Source organism: Cupriavidus basilensis OR16 (assembly GCF_000243095.1).
Taxonomy (GTDB): domain Bacteria; phylum Pseudomonadota; class Gammaproteobacteria; order Burkholderiales; family Burkholderiaceae; genus Cupriavidus; species Cupriavidus basilensis_D.
The window spans coordinates 19082-38604 of sequence record NZ_AHJE01000063.1 but is presented as its reverse complement, the minus strand read 5'-3'; the positions used below and the strand labels follow the sequence as shown (position 1 = coordinate 38604).

The window sequence follows — 19523 nt, the reverse complement described above, 5'->3', positions numbered from 1 at the left end:
CCAGGCGTCGGCTAGCTTTGCTCCAGCCGGCGCCCCAGCGCCCATACCGCGGCCAGCACTACCACTACCGCTCCCATCAGCCCCAGCGACCACCAGAAGCCCTGCGGCTCGCGCAGCCATGGCATGCGGTCGAAGTTCATGCCGAAGATACCGGTGATCAGCGTGAGCGGCATGAACAGCGCGGTGATCAGCGTCAGGGTGCGCATGGTGCGATTGGTGCGGTGCGCCACCGATGAGAAGTGGATCTGCACCGCGGACTCGATCGAGTCCTCCAGCCGGCGCGCATGCGCGAGCACGCGCGAGATGTGCTCCATCACGTCGTTGATCCGCACCAGCAGCGCATCGTCGCGCCCTGCCGTGTTTGGCGCACCTGGCGTGCCCGTGGCGACCCCTTCACTCGCGATGCTGTAGCTGTTGTCGAGCAAGCTGTCGCGGAATTCCTGCAGCGCGTCGTGTTGCTCCTCGCACAGGTGCTCCAGGCGCCGCAGCTCGATGCGGGCATCGAGCAATCCTTCCCAGCTGGAAAACGCAGCATCAGGTCTTCCGGGCGCGTTGGCGGCCGGATGCCATGCACCAGCGCGGCGTGCCCGTTGGCCCGGGTCTTTGACGCCGATTGCGGCCGCGGCGCCTGGCACAGTTCCAGCAGGCGCTGGCGTACCTGGTCCAGCGTGCGCGATTGCGCGGGCCGGACTGTCAGCAGCACATTGTCGAAGACGAAGAAGGTGACCGGCTGGGTGTCGATCTTGGCCAACGCGGGCAGGAAGCCCGGCGGGTAGCGGCGCGGCTTGGCCGGGGCGCCTGGTTTTGCGGCGGACGGCTGGCTGGTTGTCGCGGTGGCACAGGCCGTGGCTGAAGCCATGGGCTGGCCCGGCAGCGTCGGCATGTCCGTCGCGACCGTGGCCGAGGCCGCAGCCGTTGCGGTCGTCGTCGTGCCGGACGCCGTCGCCGCTTCCCCGCCGGCCTCGGCGATCAGCCGGCTGGTCTCGAAGGTGAGCTTGCGGAAGATCACCATGTCGTAGGCGTGCGTCGTATCGAAATACGACGGATGCGACGCGTTGGTGGCATCGATGAGATGCAGGTCCAGCACGGGGGCGCCCGTGAGCGCCTGGACGCTGTCGCGCCAGGCCGTCGGCGCGGCGCTGACCTCCTCGATCGGCGTGTCGACCCAGACGAAGCGGGCCGCCGCATTGCCGGCAAGGAAGTCGCGCGCCTCGTCGAGCGAGGCGAGCGGATGGACCTGGCTGGCGGAAAAGCCTAACAGCTGCATCCGGGCCGGTTCAGCGCGTGAGCAGGCGAGCGGCGTCGCGTGCGAAGTAGGTCAGGATGCCGTCGGCACCGGCGCGGCGGAAGGCCAGCAGCGACTCCATCATGACCTTGTCGTGGTCCAGCCAGCCGTTCTGGGCAGCGGCCTTGAGCATCGCGTACTCGCCGCTGACTTGGTAGACGTAGGTAGGGAAGCGGAACTCGTCCTTCACGCGCCGCAGGATGTCGAGGTAAGGCATGCCGGGCTTGACCATCACCATATCGGCGCCTTCCATGATGTCCTGCGCCACTTCGCGCAGGGCTTCATCGGAGTTTGCCGGGTCCATCTGGTAGGTCATCTTGTTGCCCTTGCCCAGATTGGCCGCCGAGCCCACGGCATCGCGGAACGGGCCGTAGAAGGCCGAGGCGAACTTGGCCGAGTACGCCATGATCCGCGTATGGATATAGCCGCCGTCTTCCAGTGCCGCGCGTACCGCGCCGATGCGCCCATCCATCATGTCCGAGGGCGCCACGATATCCACGCCGGCCGCGGCTTGCGTCAGCGCCTGCTTGACCAGGATCTCCACCGTCACGTCGTTGATCACGTAGCCGTCGGCGTCCAGCACGCCGTCCTGCCCATGGCTGGTGTATGGATCCAGCGCCACATCGGTCAGCACGCCCAGTTCGGGGAAGCGGTCCTTGAGCGCGCGCACGGCACGCGGGATCAGGCCTTCGGCATTGGTTGCCTCGATGCCGTCAGGCGTCTTCAGGGCCGGATCGATCACCGGGAACAGCGCGATGACCGGGATGCCCAGCTTCACGCAGTCTTCCGCGACCGGCAGCAACAGGTCGACCGAGAGACGCTCGACACCGGGCATGGACGCTACGCTCTGGCGCTGGTTGTGTCCGTCGACGATGAACACCGGGTAGATCAGGTTGTCCGGCGACAAGCGGTTTTCGCGCATCAGCCTGCGAGAGAAATCATCGCGGCGCATGCGACGCGGACGGTACTCGGGGAAAGTGGACATGGCTTGAGGGAGAAGAGTCGGAAAGAAGTGCGGGAGTCTGCCGGGCGGCTGGTGCGATGTGGCTGGCGAGTGCCTGACCAGGCCGCTTGCGAAAAGAAAAAACTTTTGATCTTGCCCGCTATCATACTCGCGGACACTCTGCGTTGCGCTTGCGTGATGCAGCCGTCAGGCAGGGACAGCCAGCCCGCCACCACGCGCTGGGCTTCCTCGATGCCGCGGCGCTTGAGGCTGGAGAACAATTGCGCGGTCAGGGGCACGGGCGTGTCGAGCTGCTCGGCGTAGCCGGCCAGCACCTTGCGGGTTTCGCGCAGGGCCAGGGCGTTCTCGCTGTTGGTCAGCTTGTCGGCCTTGGTCAGCAGCACATGAATGGGGCGGCCCGTGGGCAGGAACCACTCGACCATCTGGCAATCCAGGTCGGTAAAGGGGCGGCGCGCGTCCATCATCAGCACCAGGCCGGACAGCTGCGAGCGCGTTTGCACGTAGTCGCTCAGCAGCGCCTGCCAGTGGAACTTGGCCGATCCCGACACCTGCGCATAGCCATAGCCAGGCAGGTCGACGAGGAAGGCGAGCGGGTCCGGCGCCTTGACCGGGGCCACGCCGAAGAAGTTGATGTGCTGGGTGCGGCCCGGCGTGCGCGACGAGAAAGCAAGCCGCTTCTGGTTGCACAGGATGTTGATGGCGGTGGATTTGCCGGCGTTGGAGCGGCCGGCGAACGCCACTTCCGGCACGGCCGTGGCGGGCAGGTCGCGCAGATGATTGACGGTAACGAAAAAGCGGGCCTGATGTAGGAGGGACATGCGCTTGGGCGATGGGGCGGGTGGGGGCGGGCTGCCGCCTGGATTCAGGCGGGTTCGCCGGCGTCACCGCGCCGATGTGAGTGAGGTGGGCGGCACATGTGGCCGCCTGGATGGCCGGGGCTGGCGTCTGGCCGCGTTGCGGCGCGCACATCCTCTATCCGGCACACGATTTATTGTACAATAACGCGGTTAACGGCCTCCCGATTAGGTGACGCGCGGCATCCTTGGTCGCGCATTTATCTGGCAGGGAAGTCTTGCGTGTCCGTTCCATCGTGGTAGCAAGCCTGTTGGTCTAGTCCCTGTTACGGCGCTGAAGCCTGGCGCTGGCGCACGAGGGCCAACCGGGGGTCTGGGCCTGCTACCGGGATATTCGCACGGTCTGCCGCTCTCGTTCGCATGGGGGTGGTGCCATCCGGCTTTCGCCTGGGCGTTTTCTGGCCTTAGGCGAGCCGGCGGTCCGTCGTGATGAATTTCCGATGTCAAAGTATCTGCCTCGCGTCCTCACCGCGGGCAGTGTGCTGAACGGCGTGCTCCATGGAATTCAAAACAATTCAGACAAGGTGTGCGAATGAACCGCATTGCGAAATTTCTGGCTGTTGTGGCGCTGGCTCTGCCGGCAACTGCCATGACCGGTCTGGCATCTGCCGCAGAGCAGGCCGCCGCAAAGGCTGATCCGGCCAAGGGCGAAACTCTCTACACGCAAGGTGCCCCTGATCGCAATCGCCCAGCACCCTGAGTACGTGCACAAGCAGCTCGACGACTTCAAAGCCAAGACCCGCAGCAACGCCATCATGTCGCCTTACGCGGCAGCCTTGTCCGAGCAGGAAATGAAGGACGTCGGCGCCTACCTGGCCAAGCAGACCCAGAAGCCTGCCACGGCCAAGAACAAGGACACCATCGAAGCTGGCCAGAAGATCTACCGTGGCGGCATTGCGGCCAAGGGTGTGCCGGCCTGCGCGGCTTGCCACGGCCCCACCGGCGCCGGCATTCCGGCCCAGTACCCGCGCATCGGCGGCCAATGGTCCGAGTACACCGAAGCGCAACTGGTCGCGTTCCGCCAGGGCACCCGCAAGAACAATCCCGTGATGACCACCATCGCCGCCAAGATGTCGGATGCCGAGATCAAGGCCGTGGCCGATTACGTCGCAGGGATTCGCTAAGTCGTTCCGCGCCGGGTAGCCGGAGCACCGCAACGGGCCTCGCCATTCGCGAGGCGCTACGTTCAGGTGCAACCAAGCAGCCCGGCAACAATCGAAGAGGGTGGCCTGCGCGAGCATGTCCACCCTTTTTCATTTCAAGGCCGAGGGCCCCACTGCACATGTCCACCGTTTCCACGTCAGGACTGCACCTGAAGACTTCTCACCGCTTGCTACGCGACGCGGTTGAGCTGCTGTCGTCGATGCGTTTCGCCATCACGCTGCTGACGGTGATTGCGATTGCCAGCGTGGTCGGCACCGTCCTCAAGCAGAACGAGCCCTATCCCAACTACGTGAACCAGTTTGGTCCCTTCTGGGCCGACCTGTTCCATGCGCTGTCGCTGCAAAAGGTCTATAGCTCCTGGTGGTTCTTGCTGATCCTGACCTTCCTGGTGGTATCCACTTCGCTGTGCCTGACCCGCAACGCACCCAAGATGATCAAGGACATGCGTTCGTGGAAGGATCACGTGCGCGAGCGCAGCCTGCGGTCCTTTCACCATCACGCCGAGTTCGATGCGGACCGCCCCCGCGCCGATGCGGTGACGCATCTCACCGCGCTGCTGGCCAATCGCGGCTACCGCATCAAGAGCGTTGCGCATGACGGCGCCACCCTGCTGGCCGCCAAGGCGGGCGCGGCCAACAAGCTGGGCTACATCCTCGCGCACACCGCCATCGTGGTGATCTGCATCGGCGGCCTGCTCGATGGCGACATGCTGATCCGCGCGCAGATGTGGTTTGGCGGCAAGAGCCCGATCAGCGGCAACGCCGTGATCAACGACATTCCGCCCGAGCACCGCCTGTCGGTCAACAATCCGGGGTTTCGCGGCAATGCCTTCGTACCGGAAGGCTCGACGGTGTCCACCGCCATCCTGAATATCTCGGACGGCGCGCTGGTGCAGGACCTGCCGTTCAACATCATGCTGAAGAAGTTCTCCGTCGAGCACTACTCGACCGGCATGCCCAAGCTGTTCGCCTCCGACGTGGTCATTACCGACCGCGCCACCGGCCGCAAGACCGAGGCCACCATCAAGGTCAACGAGCCGCTGGTGGTGGATGGCGTGGCCATCTACCAGTCCAGCTTCGAGGATGGCGGCTCCAAGCTGAAGTTCGTTGGCTACCCGATGCAGGGCGGCAGCGACAAGACCTTCGCCTTTGCCGGCACCGTGGGTGCCAATGCGCCGCTGGCCGGCACGGGCAATGCGGCCGACGCCGAGGGGCTCACGGTCGAGTTCAGCGATTTTCGCCTGATGAATATCGAGAACGTCACCGACGCATCGGGCAAGCCCGACGCGCGTGGCGTGGCGCGCAAGTCGCTCAACGAGAAGCTCGAGTCCCACCTGGGCTCGGCGGTCAATCCTGATCGCGCGAAGGAGCTGCGCAACGTTGGCCCGTCGGTGCAATACAAGTTGCGCGACCGCAACGGCCAGGCCCGCGAATTCAACAACTACATGGTGCCGGTGCAACTCGACGGCCAGACGGTCTTCCTCGCCGGCATGCGGGATTCGCCCAGCGAGCCGTTCCGCTACCTGCGTATCCCGGCCGACGAGCAAAACAGCGTGGGCGACTGGATGCGCCTGCGCGCCGCTCTGCAGGACCGTGCGCTGCGCAGCGAAGCCGCGCGCCGCTTCGCACTCGCCTCGATGCCGGGCGAGGGCCGCGAGGTTTTGCGCGGCCAGCTGGCCGAGAGCGCCTTGCGCGCGCTTGACCTGTTTGCCGGCGCCTCGCGCAGCAACCCGCAAGCGCCGCCGGGCGGCTTCACCGCGATTGCCGCCTTCCTGGAAAAGTCCGTGCCGCCGGCTGAGCAGCAGAAGGCCGCCGATGTGCTGCTGAAGATTCTCAATGGCTCGATGTGGGAGCTCTGGCAGTTGGCGCGTGCGCAAGACAAGCTGCCGGTGGTGCCGAATAGTGCCCAGAGCGGGGCTTTCATGCAGCAGGCCATCAACGCGCTGTCCGACAGTTTCTTCTACACGGCGCCCGTCTTCCTGCAGCTCGACGACTTCACGGAAGTGAAGGCCAGCGTGTTCCAGATGACCCGTGCACCAGGGAAGAACATCGTGTATCTTGGCTGTCTGCTGTTGGTGTTGGGCGTGTTCTCGATGTTCTACATCCGCGAACGCCGCGTCTGGCTCTGGGTGAAGGATCCAGCCGGAACCGCTGACGGGCAGGGCGCCGCCAGCCATGTGCTGATGGCCATGTCCACGCAGCGCCGTACACTGGATTTCGAGAATGAGTTTGTCGCGCTGCGCGACGATGTAGGCCGCGCCGCCGGCAGCATCGGCACGACCGGCGCCCGCAATTAAGCAGGAACCAATATGTCTTCGAATGTGAATCAGGCCGGGCCGGGCGTGCAGGCGAGCCAGGCGGCCGTTGCCGCGAGTGGCGCCGAGCAGGCCTACCTGGAGCCGTCGTTCCTGCGCCGGCTGGGCTGGGTCGACTGGCTCTTTGCCTTGATGCTGGCAGCGGGCGCTGGCTTCGCGCTGGCTCGCTACGGCGAATGGATGAATGTCTACGACAAGGGCGTGCTGATCGCCGCGGTGCCCACCTTTGCGCTGCTGGGATGGCACTGGAAGCCGGTGCGGCTGCTGATGGTGACGCTGACGGTGCTGGCGCTGTTCGCGATCCAGCTCTACCAAGGCCAGTTGCCGCGCGCCGAGCAGGCCTTTTTCCTCAAGTACTTCCTGTCGAGCCAGTCCGCCATCTTGTGGATGAGCGCGCTGGTGTTCCTGTCCACGCTGTTCTACTGGGGTGGCCTGCTGGCACGCTCGGAGACCGGGCTGCAGATTGGCAGCAAGATGGCATGGGCAGCCGTGGTACTTGGCTTCACCGGCATGCTGGTGCGCTGGTACGAGTCCTACCTGATCGGCGCCGACATCGGCCACATTCCTATCTCGAACCTGTACGAAGTGTTCGTGCTGTTCACGCTGATCACCTCCGTTGTTCCACTTGTACTACGAAGGCCGCTACAAGACCCGTGCGCTGGGGCCGTTCGTGATGCTGGTGGTATCGGCGGCAGTCGGTTTCCTGCTTTGGTACACGGTCAGCCGCGACGCGAGCGAGATCCAGCCGCTGGTGCCCGCGCTGCAGAGCTGGTGGATGAAGATTCACGTGCCGGCCAATTTCATCGGCTACGGTACCTTCGCCCTGGCCGCCATGGTGTCGGTGGCCTATCTGCTCAAGCAGCACGGTATCCTCGCCGAACGCCTGCCCTCGCTCGAAGTGCTCGACGATGTGATGTACAAGGCGATTGCGGTGGGTTTTGCCTTCTTCACCATCGCTACCATCCTGGGCGCGCTGTGGGCGGCGGAGGCCTGGGGGGGCTACTGGAGCTGGGACCCCAAGGAAACCTGGGCCCTGATCGTCTGGCTGAACTACGCGGCCTGGCTGCATATGCGGTTGATGAAGGGCCTGCGCGGCACCATGGCGGCCTGGTGGGCGCTGGTGGGTTTGCTGGTCACGACCTTCGCCTTCCTGGGCGTCAACATGTTCCTCTCCGGCCTGCATAGCTACGGCGAGCTCTGATCCGGGTGTTGCGCTGCAATAAGAAAACCTGCCCATCGGTCCGATGCGGCAGGTTTTTTTTCGCCCGAATGGAATAAAGCCGTCACATCCGGTGTTTACTGAAGGGACGGTGCCGGCTGGCGGCGCCGCATCGCATGGAGATCGACATCATGGCCCTTTCCCGTCCTATCGCAGTCGCTTCCCTCGCATCGTTGTCCCGCCCCGTTGTTCTCGCGCTCGCCTCTGCCGCGGTCCTGCTGTCCGCCTGTTCAGGCATGGGTGGCATGGGTAGCAGCGCCGGCAATATGCCGCCCACGGTGAAAGTTGCCGGTGGCACGTTGACCGATCCCCAGGGCCTGACGCTTTACACGTTCGACCGTGACACGGCCGGCAAGAGCGCTTGCAATGGCGGCTGCGCCACCAACTGGCCGCCCCTGATGGCTGCGCCCGGCACCAGCGCCATGGGCGACTACAGCGTCATCACGCGTGACGACGGCGCCAAGCAATGGGCCTATCGCGGCAAGCCGCTCTACCGCTTCTCCAAGGATGCCAAGCCGGGCGAGCGCACGGGCGACAACTTCAACAACGCCTGGCACGCGGCAACGCCCTGATGCGGGCAAGGGCAGCCTGACGGCATGGACGGCTTCGACCGCCAGCTGGTGGCGCTGGCGCCGCGCTTGCGGCGCCACGCCCGGGGCCTGACCGGCGACGCGGCATCCGCCGACGACCTGGTACAGGACACGCTGGAGCGCGCGCTACGCTACCGCTGGCGCTTCCGCCTGCGCGCGGGCGCCTGGTGGGGCGATGGCGCGGATGGCCTGCTGTCGTGGCTGCTGACCATGATGCACCGGCTGCGCGTGAACGCGTACCGGCGCGCCGACCTGGTGACCTATACCGACACGTTGCCCGACGTACCCAGTGCTGCGCCCGAGCCCGGCCTGCGGCTGGACCTGGCGCGGGCGCTGGCCCGGCTGCCAGAGACCCAGCGCGCGGTGATGCTGCTGGTCGGCCTGGAACAGCTCAGCTATGCCGAGGCGGCGCAGGTGCTGGCGGTGCCGGTGGGCACCGTGATGTCCCGGCTGTCGCGTGGCCGGGAGCAGATGCGCATGCTGATGGACGGCACGCCAGCCATGGCGGCCGATGCGAACCCGCAGGCCGCTGGCCGCGCGGCCGGACTGCAGCGAGTCAAATGATGTCCCCAGTCAACGAAGCCGATCTCCACGCCTACGCCGATGGCCAGCTCGATCCCGTCCGCCGCGCCGAGGTGGAAGCGTACCTGGCCGCCCATCCCGAGGCCGGGGAGCATGTGCGAGGCTGGCGGCGGCAGACGGGCGAGTTGCACGCCGAATTCGATGGCGTGCTGAATGAAACCGTGCCCCTGGCGGCACTTCCGCCAAGGCTGCGTGGCAGCAGTCCCGATTCGGCGCGGCGCTCCGCTGGCTGGGGCATGGCGCTGGCCGCCAGCCTAGCCTCGCTGGCGGTGGGTGGTGCGATCGGGTGGGTCGCGCACGATCGCGCGGACACGCTGGCTGCCGGTGCGCCCTCGGTAGAGCGCTTCGCGCGCGAGGCGCTGGCCAGCCATGTCGTCTATGCGCCGGAGGTTCGCCATCCGGTTGAGGTGCCCGCGACCGATGAAGCCCATCTTGTTGCCTGGCTGTCCAAGCGCCTGGGCGCGCCGCTGCGGGTGCCCGACCTGCGCACGCAGGGATTTCACCTGATCGGCGGCCGTCTCGGCGTGGCCGAAGGCGGCCCGTCGGCCATTCTGATGTACGAGTCCGACGACGGCACCCGGCTGTCGCTGCAACTGCGGCACATGGCGCGCGATACGCCCGATACGGGCTTCCGGCTGGAGCGCATGGGCGCAGGCGCGGGGGATCGTCCCGCCGCAGCTGCCCGTACCATGGCCTTTTACTGGGTGGACCGGGATCTCGGCTTCGCGCTGGCCGCGCCCCTGGAGCGCGCGCCACTGCTGGCGCTGGCGGAGGCGGTCTACCGGCAGTACCAGGGCGGCTGAGGCCGCGGGATGCAACGAATCTGAAAAAAATGTCAGGATTGCCCCGCGCCAACCGACTCAAGCCGAAGCCCGATTGCGCAGGCGGGCCCGGCCCAGGCCTGCCGCGAACGGTGAACTGCCTTTTGCCTATGGCTCGCAACGAGGAACAACGATGCTGATTCCCTCTCCCAAATGGCTGCGCGGCGATGACATCGCCGCCAGCGAGATCACGCCGCGCGGTGTTTTCGAGGCGCGGCGCCGCCTGCTGGCGCTGGCCGCTGCGGGCGCAGCGGGGAGCACGCTGGTGCCATGGTCCGCGCGCGATGCGCATGCCCAGGCGCCGCACGGGCAGAAGCTGCCGGCCACGCCCAACAATGCTTACGTGGTGCCCGAGAAGCGCACGCCTTATGAGGACGTCACCACGTACAACAACTATTACGAGTTCGGTACCGACAAGGCGGACCCGGCGCGCAATGCCGGCACGCTGCGGAACCGGCCGTGGCAGGTCGCGGTCGAGGGCCTGGTGAAGAAGCCCAAGGTCTACGACATCGACGAACTCGTGCGCCTGATGCCGCTGGAAGAGCGGGTCTACCGGCTGCGCTGCGTCGAGGGCTGGTCGATGGTGATCCCCTGGAGCGGTTACTCGCTGGCCGAGCTGATCCGCCGCGTCGAGCCGCAGTCCGGTGCGAAGTACGTGGAGTTCGTCACCCTCAACGACAAGAAGCAGATGCCTGGTGTCAGCGCCCGAGTGTTGGACTGGCCGTACACCGAAGGGCTGCGCATGGACGAGGCGATGCACCCGCTGACCTTGCTCGCCTTTGGCTTGTACGGCGAAGTGCTGCCCAACCAGAACGGCGCGCCAGTGCGCGTGGTGGTGCCCTGGAAGTACGGCTTCAAGAGCGCCAAGTCCATCGTCAAGATCCGTTTCGTCGACAAGCAGCCCGCCACCAGCTGGAACCTGGCCGCGGCGCAGGAGTACGGTTTCTACTCCAACGTGAATCCGGACGTGGATCACCCGCGCTGGAGCCAGGCCACGGAGCGCCGCATCGGCGAGGACAAGGGCAGCGGTTTTGGCGCGCTGTTCGCACCCAAGCGCAAGACGCTGCCGTTCAATGGCTACGGCCAGCAGGTGGCGTCGCTTTACCAGGGCATGGACCTGCGGAAGTTCTTCTGATGGCGCCGCCTGACATGTCGCCGTCGCGCCCGGCTGTGCGCCCGGCACGAGCGGGTGGGCAGGCCGGGTTCGCCACGCTTGCGCCCGAACGCGTGCGCTCGGTGAAGGTGGCGGTGTGGCTGTTTGCCATGCTGCCTTTCCTGCGGCTGCTATATCTCGGGTTTTCCGATCAGTTCGGCGCTAATCCGTTGGAGTTCGTCACGCGCTCGACCGGCACCTGGACGCTGGTCATGCTGTGCGTCACGCTGACGGTGACGCCGTTGCGCCGGCTGACCGGCTGGAACTGGCTGCTCCGCCTGCGCCGCATGCTCGGGCTCTTCGTCTTCTTCTACGCAATGCAGCATTTCCTGCTGTGGCTGGGCGTGGACCGCGGCTTCGATGTGGCCTACATGATCAAGGACATCGCCAAGCGTCCTTTCATCACGGTGGGATTTGTCGCTTTCGTGCTGATGGTGCCGCTGGCGGCCACCTCGGCCAATGCCATGGTCAAGCGGCTAGGTGGCAAGCGCTGGCAATGGCTGCACCGGTCGGTATACGCCGTCGCCGCGCTGGCCATCCTGCATTACTGGTGGCACAAGGCCGGCAAGCACGATTTCGGCACGGTATCGATCTATGCCGCCGTGGTGTTCGGCTTGCTGGCGATGCGCGTCTGGTGGTGGTGCAAGCCCGCACCCGGCCTCAAGGCGCAGCGGTAGGGCTCAAAGGTAGAGCGTGATCTCGCGCTCGGCGGGGCGGGACGGCTGCACCGCCTGGGGGAGCCATAGCGCTTCAAGATGGCCGCGGACCAGGTCCAGCTCCGTCGAGCAATGCCGCCGCCCCGGAAAGCGCTGCAGGTTGTCGGATTGCAGTGCCAGCACGGCCTGGTCCTGGCGTGCCACGCGCTTTAGCAGCGGCCATGCCAGCAACTGCACCGCCCAGGCCGGCGCCCAGCGCCCGGCCACGTGCAGCGTGGCAAACACATGGGTTTGCGTCGCGCTTTCCGGCGTGAAATTCAGCGTGATCCAGAGCTGGCTGCCGTTGGCATAGCGATAGTCGATCTGGGCTGTGCCCGCGCCGCCGAAATGCGCGCTCTCGCCGGTCCGCGGCGACTCGAACAAACGATATAGCAGCCCGGACTGCACGGGCTGGTCGAGGTACTCGACCGTGAAGCCATGCGGCGTATTCGACAAGCGGGCTCGCACCGGCGCGCGCTCGCCATCCTTGCGCACCAGCCCCGGATGTACCGTGTGGGTGTGCAACGGATCCAGGAAATTCTCGATCGCGTCCAGCACATGGGCTTGCCAGCGGCTTTGCCACAGGAAGCGCCGGGAGCCGGCGGGCAGGGCCGCGACCGGTGCCGGCAGCAAATGGGAGTCCGCCACGGGCGGGTGGTCGGCCGCCGGCGTTTCCGGGCCCGGCCGCAGCCAGACCAGCCCGTCATGCTCCAGCACCGGCAGGGGGCGTACGCCAACCTGCGGCAGGCAGGCTTGGGGCGCCAAGCCGGGCACCGCGTTGCAGCGCCCGTCTGCCCCGAAGGTCCAGCCGTGATACGGGCAACTCACGCCAAGCCGGCCGATGCGCCCATGCGACAGCGGTGCTTGCCGGTGCGGGCAGCGGTCCTCGCAGGCCAGGATCTCGCCGGACGGCAGCCGGGCCAGCATCAGCGGCCGATCCAGCACCGTGACCGCCAGCGGGCGGGCGCGCAGCGTGCAGCTGCGCGCCACGGCGAACCATTGCGAGAAGACGGATTCGGGCCAGGGCGGGGAGGTCGTCATAGTTGGAACCGTTGCATGACAGGCACCCCGACGTGTGTGGCCAGCACGCGCAGAAGGCCAATGCCGGCGCGCAGCGGCAGCGGCAGGTGCGCCGCATACACGGCGCTGTATTCGATCGCGGCCTGGCCGCCGCGCAGGCGCTTGAAGTGGCCCGCGCCCGCGCTCAGGTTGATGCTGCAGCCGGTCTCGATGGCGCGCGCGAACACCGTGGCCATCAGCAACCGGTACAGCCCCAGCGAAGCCGGCAGCGCCGTGTTGTAGCCGACCACCGGCGCGGTGACGATGCCGCCCTGGGCGAACAGGCCGACCACGGCCTGCAACTGCCCCTGCCCGTCGCGCCATCCATGCAGCTCCAGCAGCCCGGCCTGATGCCAGTGGCGCATGAAGGTGGCGGTGTAGTGCGGGTTGAGGCGGGAGTATTTGTCGAGGTACAGCAGGCCGTAGAGGGCGGCGATACGTTCGTAGTCATCGTCCCGGCCGGCTGCACCGATGGTGTCATTGCTGGCTCGTGCCAGCGTCGAGCGTTGCATCTGGCGCAGGTCGCGCCTGAGGTTGGCATGGCGTGCGCTGGCCAGCGCTTCGGCCTCGTAGCACCACACTTGGCGGCTGGGCACCAGGCTGAAGCCCTCGGCCGCCAGTGCCGCCAGCCAGTCAGGGTGCTGGCGCGTGTTGAGCGAGCGGAACCATAGCGCGTGGCGTGGCCAGCGGATGCGGGCTTGGGCGATGGTGTCTTGCAGCGCGCCGGTGTCGAGCGCGGGATACAGGTTGGTCGATAGCAGCCAGTTGTTGATGGCCACCGCGCGGTCGACGCCAGCCGCGCCGAGCCATGCCCCGTAGCCCCGGCACAGCAGGCGCAACGGCCACGCCAGCGCGCCATGCAAATGGCGGTCGATTTCCTCGCCCGCGTAACGGCAATACGTGGTCAGCGGCGAGCAGACCCAGGCGGGGGCGTCGCCATCGGTCTCGCCACTGTCGACGGTGACCGGCATGGCCCAGTCGCCGGCACGGACCAGGTCAACCTGGCTTCGCAGGTTGCGCACCAGATTAGCCGTGGGCACCCCGGCATGCAGTGCCGACAGGCTTTGCGCGCAGCGATTGAGTTGCCATGCAGCGCCGTCGCCGGGCGAAAGCGTTGTCAAGGCGAGAGCTCCTCGCCATCCCATTCGATATCCCGGGTGGTGGCGGCCCGCAGGCTGCAGCGCCGGCTGAGGGCCAGCCGCCCATAGGCGGCCAGATCGCGCAGGGCGCCCAACAGCGGCGCACGGTCGCCAGGCCGGGCGATCACGTCGTCGGCGCCGGTAAAGGCGCGATGCCATTCCCCCAGCCTGCCGCGCCTTGCCATCCCGTAGAGCCCGGCGCTCGCCATGACCGCGGTGATCATGCGCGGGCGCTGCTCCGACGGCGTGATGCAATCGCGCATGGCCGCGTCCCCGGCCAGCGCCGCCGGCACGGCATCCTCCAGGCCGAACAAGTGCAGGCCGCTGGTAGCGCGCGGGTTGCATTCGAGCACGGTAGGGTGGGCGGGATCGGCCTCGATCCAGTCGAAGGCGATCTGCCCCGTGAAGCCGATCCTGGCCACCAGCGTTTCGACGCAGCGCCGGATGGCGGCGGATTCATGGTGCGCAAAGTAGAAGCTCGCGCTTTGGCTGAGCCGGTGGGCGGGGCGGTAGGCCGCGTGCGCGAGCAGCCGGCCTTGATGCGCGATGCTGTAGGAGCAGATTTCCGGCCCGGTCACAAAGTGCTGCGCCACCCAGCGGCCTTGCGCGGGGAGCGCGGGCGCAGCGGTGGGTACGCCTTGCGGATACAGCCGCAGGTGCGCGCCAAAGCGGGAATACTCGGGTTTGAGCACCAGCGGCTTGGCGCCGGCCCAGGCGCGCGCCTGATCCAGGCTGTCCACCAGTGCGCTGTCGGCCACACGAAATCCGCACTCACGCGCCAGCGCCAGGAACTGCCACTTGCTGTGCAGGCCGCGCAGCTTGTCGAAGTCGTCGACGGCCACGGTGAGCGTGGCCGGCAACTTGGCGCGGTAGCGGGAGAGAAAGAAGACCTCTTCGCAGGTTGGTACCACCAGGTCGATGCGATGCTGCCGCACCGCCTGGCACAGGTCCTCGACAAAGCGCGCCGGCTCGGTACGTGGCGGCGCGAGCCGCACGGTGGCGCATACGGCGCGCGATGCGCCCGCCGTATGGCAGGGGATGCTGTCCGCCACCACCGCGCGCCAGCCCTGGTGGGCAAAGCGGCGCGCGTGGTCGAGCGCCACGGGCGCGCGCCCGCCCAGGATCAGGACACTGGCGGCCACGAGGGGGCGAGCAGGCGGGGGCGGGCGGGTGCTTAGCCTTGCAGCAGGCGTTCGTCGCGGAACAGGTCCGCCACGTGCTCGCGGCCGCGCACCAGGTGCACGTCGTCGCCATCGACCATGACTTCGGCCGCGCGCGGGCGGGTGTTGTAGTTGGAGCTCATGACAAAGCCATAGGCACCAGCCGACATCACGGCCAGCAGGTCACCCGGCTGCACTGCCAAGGCGCGATCACGGCCGAGCCAGTCGCCGGATTCGCACACCGGGCCGACCACGTCGTAGGTCAGGGCCGTTGCCTGCCCGGTCTCGCGCAATTGCACCGGCTCGATGCGGTGGTAGGCCTCGTACATGGCGGGGCGGGCCAGGTCGTTCATGGCCGCGTCGACGATGCAGAAGTTCTTGGCGGCGCCCGGCTTGAGGAACTCGACCTGGGTCAGCAGCACGCCGGCGTTGCCCACCAGCGAGCGGCCCGGCTCGAAGAGCACCTCGCGATGGCCGTGGCCGCGCTCGGCCACGCGGTCCAGCAGCGTGCGGGCAAAGCCGGTGATGTCCGGCGGGGTCTCGTCGTCGTAAGTGATTCCGAGGCCACCCCAGCGCTTCCACCACGTCCAGTACCTTGTCCAGCGCTTCCAGGTAAGGGGCGACCTCGGTGATCTGCGAGCCGATATGGCAGTCGATGCCTGCTACTTCCAGGTGCGGCAGCGCGGCGGCGGCGCGGTAGGTCGGCAGCACGTCCTCGAAGGCGACGCCGAACTTGTTGCCCTTCAGGCCGGTGGAGATATACGGGTGGGTCTTGGCGTCCACATCCGGGTTGATGCGCAGCGACACGCGCGCGCGCTTGCCCAGGCGGCCGGCCACGGCATTGAGGCGGTCCAGTTCGGGGATCGACTCCACGTTGAACGACAGCACATCGTGCTGGAGCGCCAGTTCCATCTCGGCAGCGGTCTTGCCCACGCCCGAGAACACCACCTTGCGCGGATCGCCGCCCACCGCCAGCACGCGCTGCAGCTCGCCCCCGGATACGATGTCGAAGCCCGCGCCGAGCTTGGCGAAGACCTGCAGGATGGCCAGGTTGGAGTTGGCCTTCATGGCGTACTGCACGCGCGCGCGGCGCCCCTGGCACGCAGCCGCGTAGGCCTGGTAGGCGGCGCTCAGCGCGGCGCGCGAGTAGACGTAGGTAGGGGTGCCGTATTCGGCGGCGATGCGCGCGAGCGGCACGTGCTCGACGCTCAGGGCGCCGTCGTGACGATGGAAGAAGGCGGTCATGGTTATTTGGCGGTGGGAGTGGCGGCCGGCACGGCTTCCGGGGCTGTGGCGGCGGAGCCCTTGGGGGCCGCCGGATTCGGCACGGCCGGGTTGCCCAGGCCAGGGTCCGGTACGCCGGGCTGGGCCGGTGCGGGAGGCTGCTTGGGCATCGTCAGCGGGCCGCGGATGCCGCATCCCGACAGAAGGGGCATCGCAAGGCTGGCGGCAAACGCCGATACAATCGCAACACGACGCAACATCGGGTCGTCCTTAAAGAGTCATCCAGAGTCGTCCCCGATTGTTCCAGATTGTCCCGGCATGTCCCGCAATGTCATCCAGGCGGAGCGCGGCGGGACCAACGGAAATGGGACCAACGGAAATACGAAGTACTTTTCAATACGCTGCCGGTAACAGCGGTGCTGGCCGGCGGTCTTGGAGTTTAGCATGCCCCCCATGAGTGAAAGTGAGTTCCTGGCGCTGGCCCAGCAAGAGCTGGACCGGCTGGAAAGCGCGGTGGAAGCCGCCGCCGACGCGGCAGACGCCGACATCGAAATCAACCGTGCCGGCAATCTCATGGAGCTCGAATTCGAAGACGGCTCCAAGATTATCGTCAACAGCCAGGCACCCATGCAGGAGCTGTGGGTGGCGGCGCGCTCGGGCGGCTTCCATTTTCGCCATGATGGGCAGCGCTGGGTCGATACGCGCGCGGGGGCGAGCTGTACGCGGCGCTGTCCGGCTACGTGAGCCAGCAGGCAGGGGTGACGCTGAAGCTGGCCTGAGCGCTCTCGCCCAGGCACGAAAAAGCCGGCTCCATGGCCGGCTTTTTCATTGGCGGGAAGCTGCCCCGGCGGGGCCTCAGCCGCCGCCGAACATCTCCAGGATGCGCTTCTTCTCCGCCTCGACATCGGCGGGCGATTGCGTGCTTTCGTCCGGCTTGCCCGGCCACGGATCGCCCAGGCCAACCGACGCCACGCCGGCGCCGCCCGCGTTTTCCTCGAAGGCCCAGTCGCCGCCCACCATCACCACACCTTCCGGCGCCTGGCGCTCGGGGATTTCCGGCACGCCCTTGAGCATCTTGCCCATGTAGCCCACCCAGATCGGCAGGGCCAGGCCGCCGCCAGTCTCGCGCACGCCCAGGCTCTTGGGCTGGTCGTAGCCCATCCAGGCAATGGCCACCAGCTTGGGTGTGTAGCCGGCGAACCAGGCGTCGACGGCGTCGTTGGTGGTGCCGGTCTTGCCGGCCAGGTCGTTGCGGCCCAGGCGCTGCTTGGCGCTGTTGGCCGTGCCGCTGCGCACGACCTCGCGCAGCATGCTGTCGGCGATGAAGGCGGTGCGGGCGTCGAGTACGCGCACGGCATCCTCGCTGGCGCGCTGGGGCTTGGTCTCGGAAATCACCTTGCCGCGGGCATCGACCACCTTCTGGATCAGGTAGGGATTGACGCGGTAGCCGCCATTGGCAAACACCGAGTAGGCGCCCGCCATCTGCAGCGGGGTGACGCTGCCCGCGCCTAGCGCCATGGGCAGGTAGGCCGGGTGCTTGTCGGCGTCGAAGCCGAAGCGCGTGATGTAGTCCTGAGCGTATTGCGTGCCGATGGCGCGCAGGATGCGCACCGACACCAGGTTCTTGGACTTGGCCAGCGCGCGGCGCATGGTCATCGGGCCTTCGAACTTGCCGTCGTAGTTCTTCGGCTCCCAGACCTGGCCGCCGTTATCGCTGATCGAGATCGGCGCGTCGTTGATCACCGTGGCGGGGGAGAAGCCCTTTTCCAGCGCCGCGGAGTAGATGAACGGCTTGAAGCTGGAGCCGGGCTGGCGCCAGGCCTGCGTCACGTGGTTGAACTTGTTGCGGTTGAAATCGAAGCCACCGACCATCGAGCGGATCTCGCCGTCTTCCGGGTTGAGCGAGATAAAGGCGGCGGACACTTCCGGCAACTGCGTGACCGTCCATGCGCCTTTTTCGTCCAGCGTCACGCGGATGATCGCGCCCGGCCGGATCTTGGCCTTGGGCTGCGCATTGGCCGCCAGCGACGGTGCGATAAAACGCAGCGCCTGGCCTTCGATGGTGGCGACTTCGCCGGACAGCAGCGTGGCGGTGACCTGCTTGGCCGACACGCTGGTGACCACGGCCGAGCGCAGGTCGTCGCTGCCCGGATGCTCCAGCAGCGCATCATCGATGGCCTGCTCGCGCTCGTCCGCGCCAGCGGGCAGGTCGATAAAGGCCTCGGGGCCACGGTAGCCGTGGCGGCGCTCGTAATTCATGATGCCCGAGCGCACCGCTTCATAGGCGGCGTCCTGGTCGGGCTTGTTAAGCGTGGTGTAGACGGTCAGGCCGCGGGTGTAGGTTTCCTCGCGGTACTGGGCATACATCAACTGGCGCACGATCTCGGCCACGTACTCGGCGTGGGTGGAGAACTCATTGCCTTCGCCGCGCACCTTCAGTTCTTCGTGGATAGCCTGGTCGTACTGCTCGGGCGTGAGGTAGCGCAGGTCGCGCATGCGCTGCAGGATGTACTCCTGGCGCACCTTGGCGCGCTTGGGGTTGACCACCGGGTTATAGGCCGACGGCGCCTTGGGCAGGCCGGCCAGCATGGCGGCCTCGGCCGGCGTCACGTCCTTGATCGACTTGCCGAAATACACCCGGGCCGCGCTGGCAAAGCCATAGGCGCGCTGCCCCAGGTAGATCTGGTTCATGTACAGCTCGAGGATCTGGTCCTTGGACAGGTTGGCCTCGATCTTGTACGCCAGCAGCATTTCGTACAGCTTGCGGGTGTATGTCTTCTCGCTGGAGAGGAAGAAATTGCGCGCCACCTGCATGGTGATGGTGGAGGCGCCCTGTTCGGGCGGTAGTCCGTGATGGTGTCGAGCGATGGCAGGTTGGGCGCGGCCACCAGCAGCGCGTATCCCACCAGCAGCGCCACCGCCACGGGATCCCGGCCACCAGCAGGCCCACGGCCCAACGGTTAGCCGCATCCAGATCGGACGTCGGGCAGGTAGGGACGGGCTTCTGTTGTGCTGTGGCCATAAGGGAAATACCTAGATTAGAGGTGCCGGGGATTATATCTCCCCGGGATACGCCGCTCCCGGCGCGCTGTGGCGCGCACGCCGCTATCGTGCTGTTACAAGATGTAATGGGATTGAGATCTGCATGAAACGAAAAGATGGGCGGAGCAGGGAGGGCGAGGGGCACCGTCGGATTTTGGCAACGCTTTGCGGGGGGTGGTGATGAAAAGCAATCGTGGTCAAACCGGCACATTGCCAGCGCCCCGTTTTTTGGTGAGAATCCACCAACTAAAAGAGCAA

11 protein-coding genes and 7 pseudogenes are annotated in these 19523 nt (G+C 66.7%); 9 read left to right on the top strand and 9 right to left on the bottom strand.

What is annotated here, in order from left to right; translation table 11 throughout:
- Positions 1-11 precede the first annotated feature (11 nt).
- The 3 genes and pseudogenes from OR16_RS23190 to yihA form a co-directional block, all read right to left on the bottom strand.
- Positions 12-1267: pseudogene (locus OR16_RS23190) on the bottom strand (CorA family divalent cation transporter).
- A gap of 10 nt (positions 1268-1277) precedes the next feature.
- A complete protein-coding gene (gene hemB / locus OR16_RS23185; protein ID WP_006160424.1) occupies positions 1278-2270 on the bottom strand; it encodes a porphobilinogen synthase in 993 nt (330 codons plus the stop codon).
- A gap of 164 nt (positions 2271-2434) precedes the next feature.
- A pseudogene (gene yihA / locus OR16_RS23180) lies at positions 2435-3067 on the bottom strand (ribosome biogenesis GTP-binding protein YihA/YsxC); the annotation flags it as partial.
- A 568-nt stretch (positions 3068-3635) separates the two neighbouring features.
- On the opposite strand from yihA, the pseudogene OR16_RS23175 reads away from it, so the two are divergent.
- The 8 genes and pseudogenes from OR16_RS23175 to msrQ all read left to right on the top strand — a co-directional run bounded on the left by OR16_RS23175 (position 3636) and on the right by msrQ (position 11623).
- A pseudogene (locus OR16_RS23175) lies at positions 3636-4227 on the top strand (c-type cytochrome).
- Between the two features lie 158 nt (positions 4228-4385).
- Positions 4386-6563, top strand: a complete 2178-nt coding sequence (locus tag OR16_RS23170) for a cytochrome c biogenesis protein ResB (protein WP_043420782.1) — start codon at positions 4386-4388, stop codon at positions 6561-6563.
- Between the two features lie 12 nt (positions 6564-6575).
- A pseudogene (gene ccsB / locus OR16_RS23165) lies at positions 6576-7782 on the top strand (c-type cytochrome biogenesis protein CcsB).
- A 149-nt stretch (positions 7783-7931) separates the two neighbouring features.
- Positions 7932-8372, top strand: coding sequence for a COG4315 family predicted lipoprotein (locus tag OR16_RS23160; RefSeq protein WP_043420796.1), 441 nt, complete (start codon positions 7932-7934; stop codon positions 8370-8372).
- Between the two features lie 24 nt (positions 8373-8396).
- A complete protein-coding gene (locus OR16_RS23155; RefSeq protein WP_006160418.1) occupies positions 8397-8954 on the top strand; it encodes an RNA polymerase sigma factor in 558 nt (185 codons plus the stop codon).
- Positions 8954-9775 carry an anti-sigma factor family protein gene (locus OR16_RS23150; RefSeq protein WP_006160417.1) on the top strand — a complete coding sequence of 274 codons (822 nt, stop codon included), beginning with the start codon at positions 8954-8956 and terminating at the stop codon, positions 9773-9775. The genes OR16_RS23155 and OR16_RS23150 overlap by 1 nt, the downstream gene beginning before the upstream one ends.
- Positions 9776-9926: 151 nt before the next feature.
- Entirely contained in the window at positions 9927-10928 is a 1002-nt protein-coding gene (gene msrP, locus OR16_RS23145) for a protein-methionine-sulfoxide reductase catalytic subunit MsrP (RefSeq protein WP_006160415.1), read from the top strand.
- Between the two features lie 14 nt (positions 10929-10942).
- Positions 10943-11623: a protein-methionine-sulfoxide reductase heme-binding subunit MsrQ gene (gene msrQ, locus OR16_RS23140; RefSeq protein ID WP_050983079.1), complete on the top strand. Its 681-nt coding sequence runs from the start codon at positions 10943-10945 to the stop codon at positions 11621-11623.
- 3 nt (positions 11624-11626) lie between these two features.
- Here the strand turns inward: msrQ and OR16_RS23135 are convergent, their stop codons facing one another.
- The 5 genes and pseudogenes from OR16_RS23135 to lptM all read right to left on the bottom strand — a co-directional run bounded on the left by OR16_RS23135 (position 11627) and on the right by lptM (position 16483).
- On the bottom strand, positions 11627-12682 hold the full coding sequence (locus OR16_RS23135; protein ID WP_006160412.1) for an aromatic ring-hydroxylating oxygenase subunit alpha: 1056 nt from the start codon (positions 12680-12682) through the stop codon (positions 11627-11629).
- The gene (locus tag OR16_RS23130; protein WP_006160411.1) at positions 12679-13821 is read right to left on the bottom strand and encodes a GNAT family N-acetyltransferase; all 1143 of its coding nucleotides are present in this window, start codon (positions 13819-13821) and stop codon (positions 12679-12681) included. Before OR16_RS23130 ends, OR16_RS23135 begins: the two co-directional genes overlap by 4 nt.
- Entirely contained in the window at positions 13818-14981 is a 1164-nt protein-coding gene (locus OR16_RS23125; RefSeq protein ID WP_006160410.1) for a hypothetical protein, read from the bottom strand. Before OR16_RS23125 ends, OR16_RS23130 begins: the two co-directional genes overlap by 4 nt.
- 32 nt (positions 14982-15013) lie before the next feature.
- A pseudogene (gene lysA, locus OR16_RS23120) lies at positions 15014-16244 on the bottom strand (diaminopimelate decarboxylase).
- A 2-nt stretch (positions 16245-16246) separates the two neighbouring features.
- On the bottom strand, positions 16247-16483 hold the full coding sequence (gene lptM, locus OR16_RS23115; RefSeq protein WP_043420775.1) for an LPS translocon maturation chaperone LptM: 237 nt from the start codon (positions 16481-16483) through the stop codon (positions 16247-16249).
- A gap of 184 nt (positions 16484-16667) precedes the next feature.
- Here lptM and cyaY point away from each other — a divergent pair.
- Positions 16668-17002 (top strand): annotated as a pseudogene (cyaY, locus tag OR16_RS23110) (iron donor protein CyaY).
- A 76-nt stretch (positions 17003-17078) separates the two neighbouring features.
- Here the strand turns inward: cyaY and OR16_RS23105 are convergent.
- Positions 17079-19193: pseudogene (locus OR16_RS23105) on the bottom strand (penicillin-binding protein 1A).
- Between the last annotated feature and the right edge of the window lie 330 nt (positions 19194-19523).

Coding starts and splice junctions, on each gene's coding strand:
- hemB (WP_006160424.1), bottom strand. CDS start 2,270: ATGTCCACTTTCCCCGAGTACCGTCCGCGTCGCATGCGCCGCGATGAT.
- OR16_RS23170 (WP_043420782.1), top strand. CDS start 4,386: ATGTCCACCGTTTCCACGTCAGGACTGCACCTGAAGACTTCTCACCGC.
- OR16_RS23160 (WP_043420796.1), top strand. CDS start 7,932: ATGGCCCTTTCCCGTCCTATCGCAGTCGCTTCCCTCGCATCGTTGTCC.
- OR16_RS23155 (WP_006160418.1), top strand. CDS start 8,397: ATGGACGGCTTCGACCGCCAGCTGGTGGCGCTGGCGCCGCGCTTGCGG.
- OR16_RS23150 (WP_006160417.1), top strand. CDS start 8,954: ATGTCCCCAGTCAACGAAGCCGATCTCCACGCCTACGCCGATGGCCAG.
- msrP (WP_006160415.1), top strand. CDS start 9,927: ATGCTGATTCCCTCTCCCAAATGGCTGCGCGGCGATGACATCGCCGCC.
- msrQ (WP_050983079.1), top strand. CDS start 10,943: ATGTCGCCGTCGCGCCCGGCTGTGCGCCCGGCACGAGCGGGTGGGCAG.
- OR16_RS23135 (WP_006160412.1), bottom strand. CDS start 12,682: ATGACGACCTCCCCGCCCTGGCCCGAATCCGTCTTCTCGCAATGGTTC.
- lptM (WP_043420775.1), bottom strand. CDS start 16,483: ATGTTGCGTCGTGTTGCGATTGTATCGGCGTTTGCCGCCAGCCTTGCG.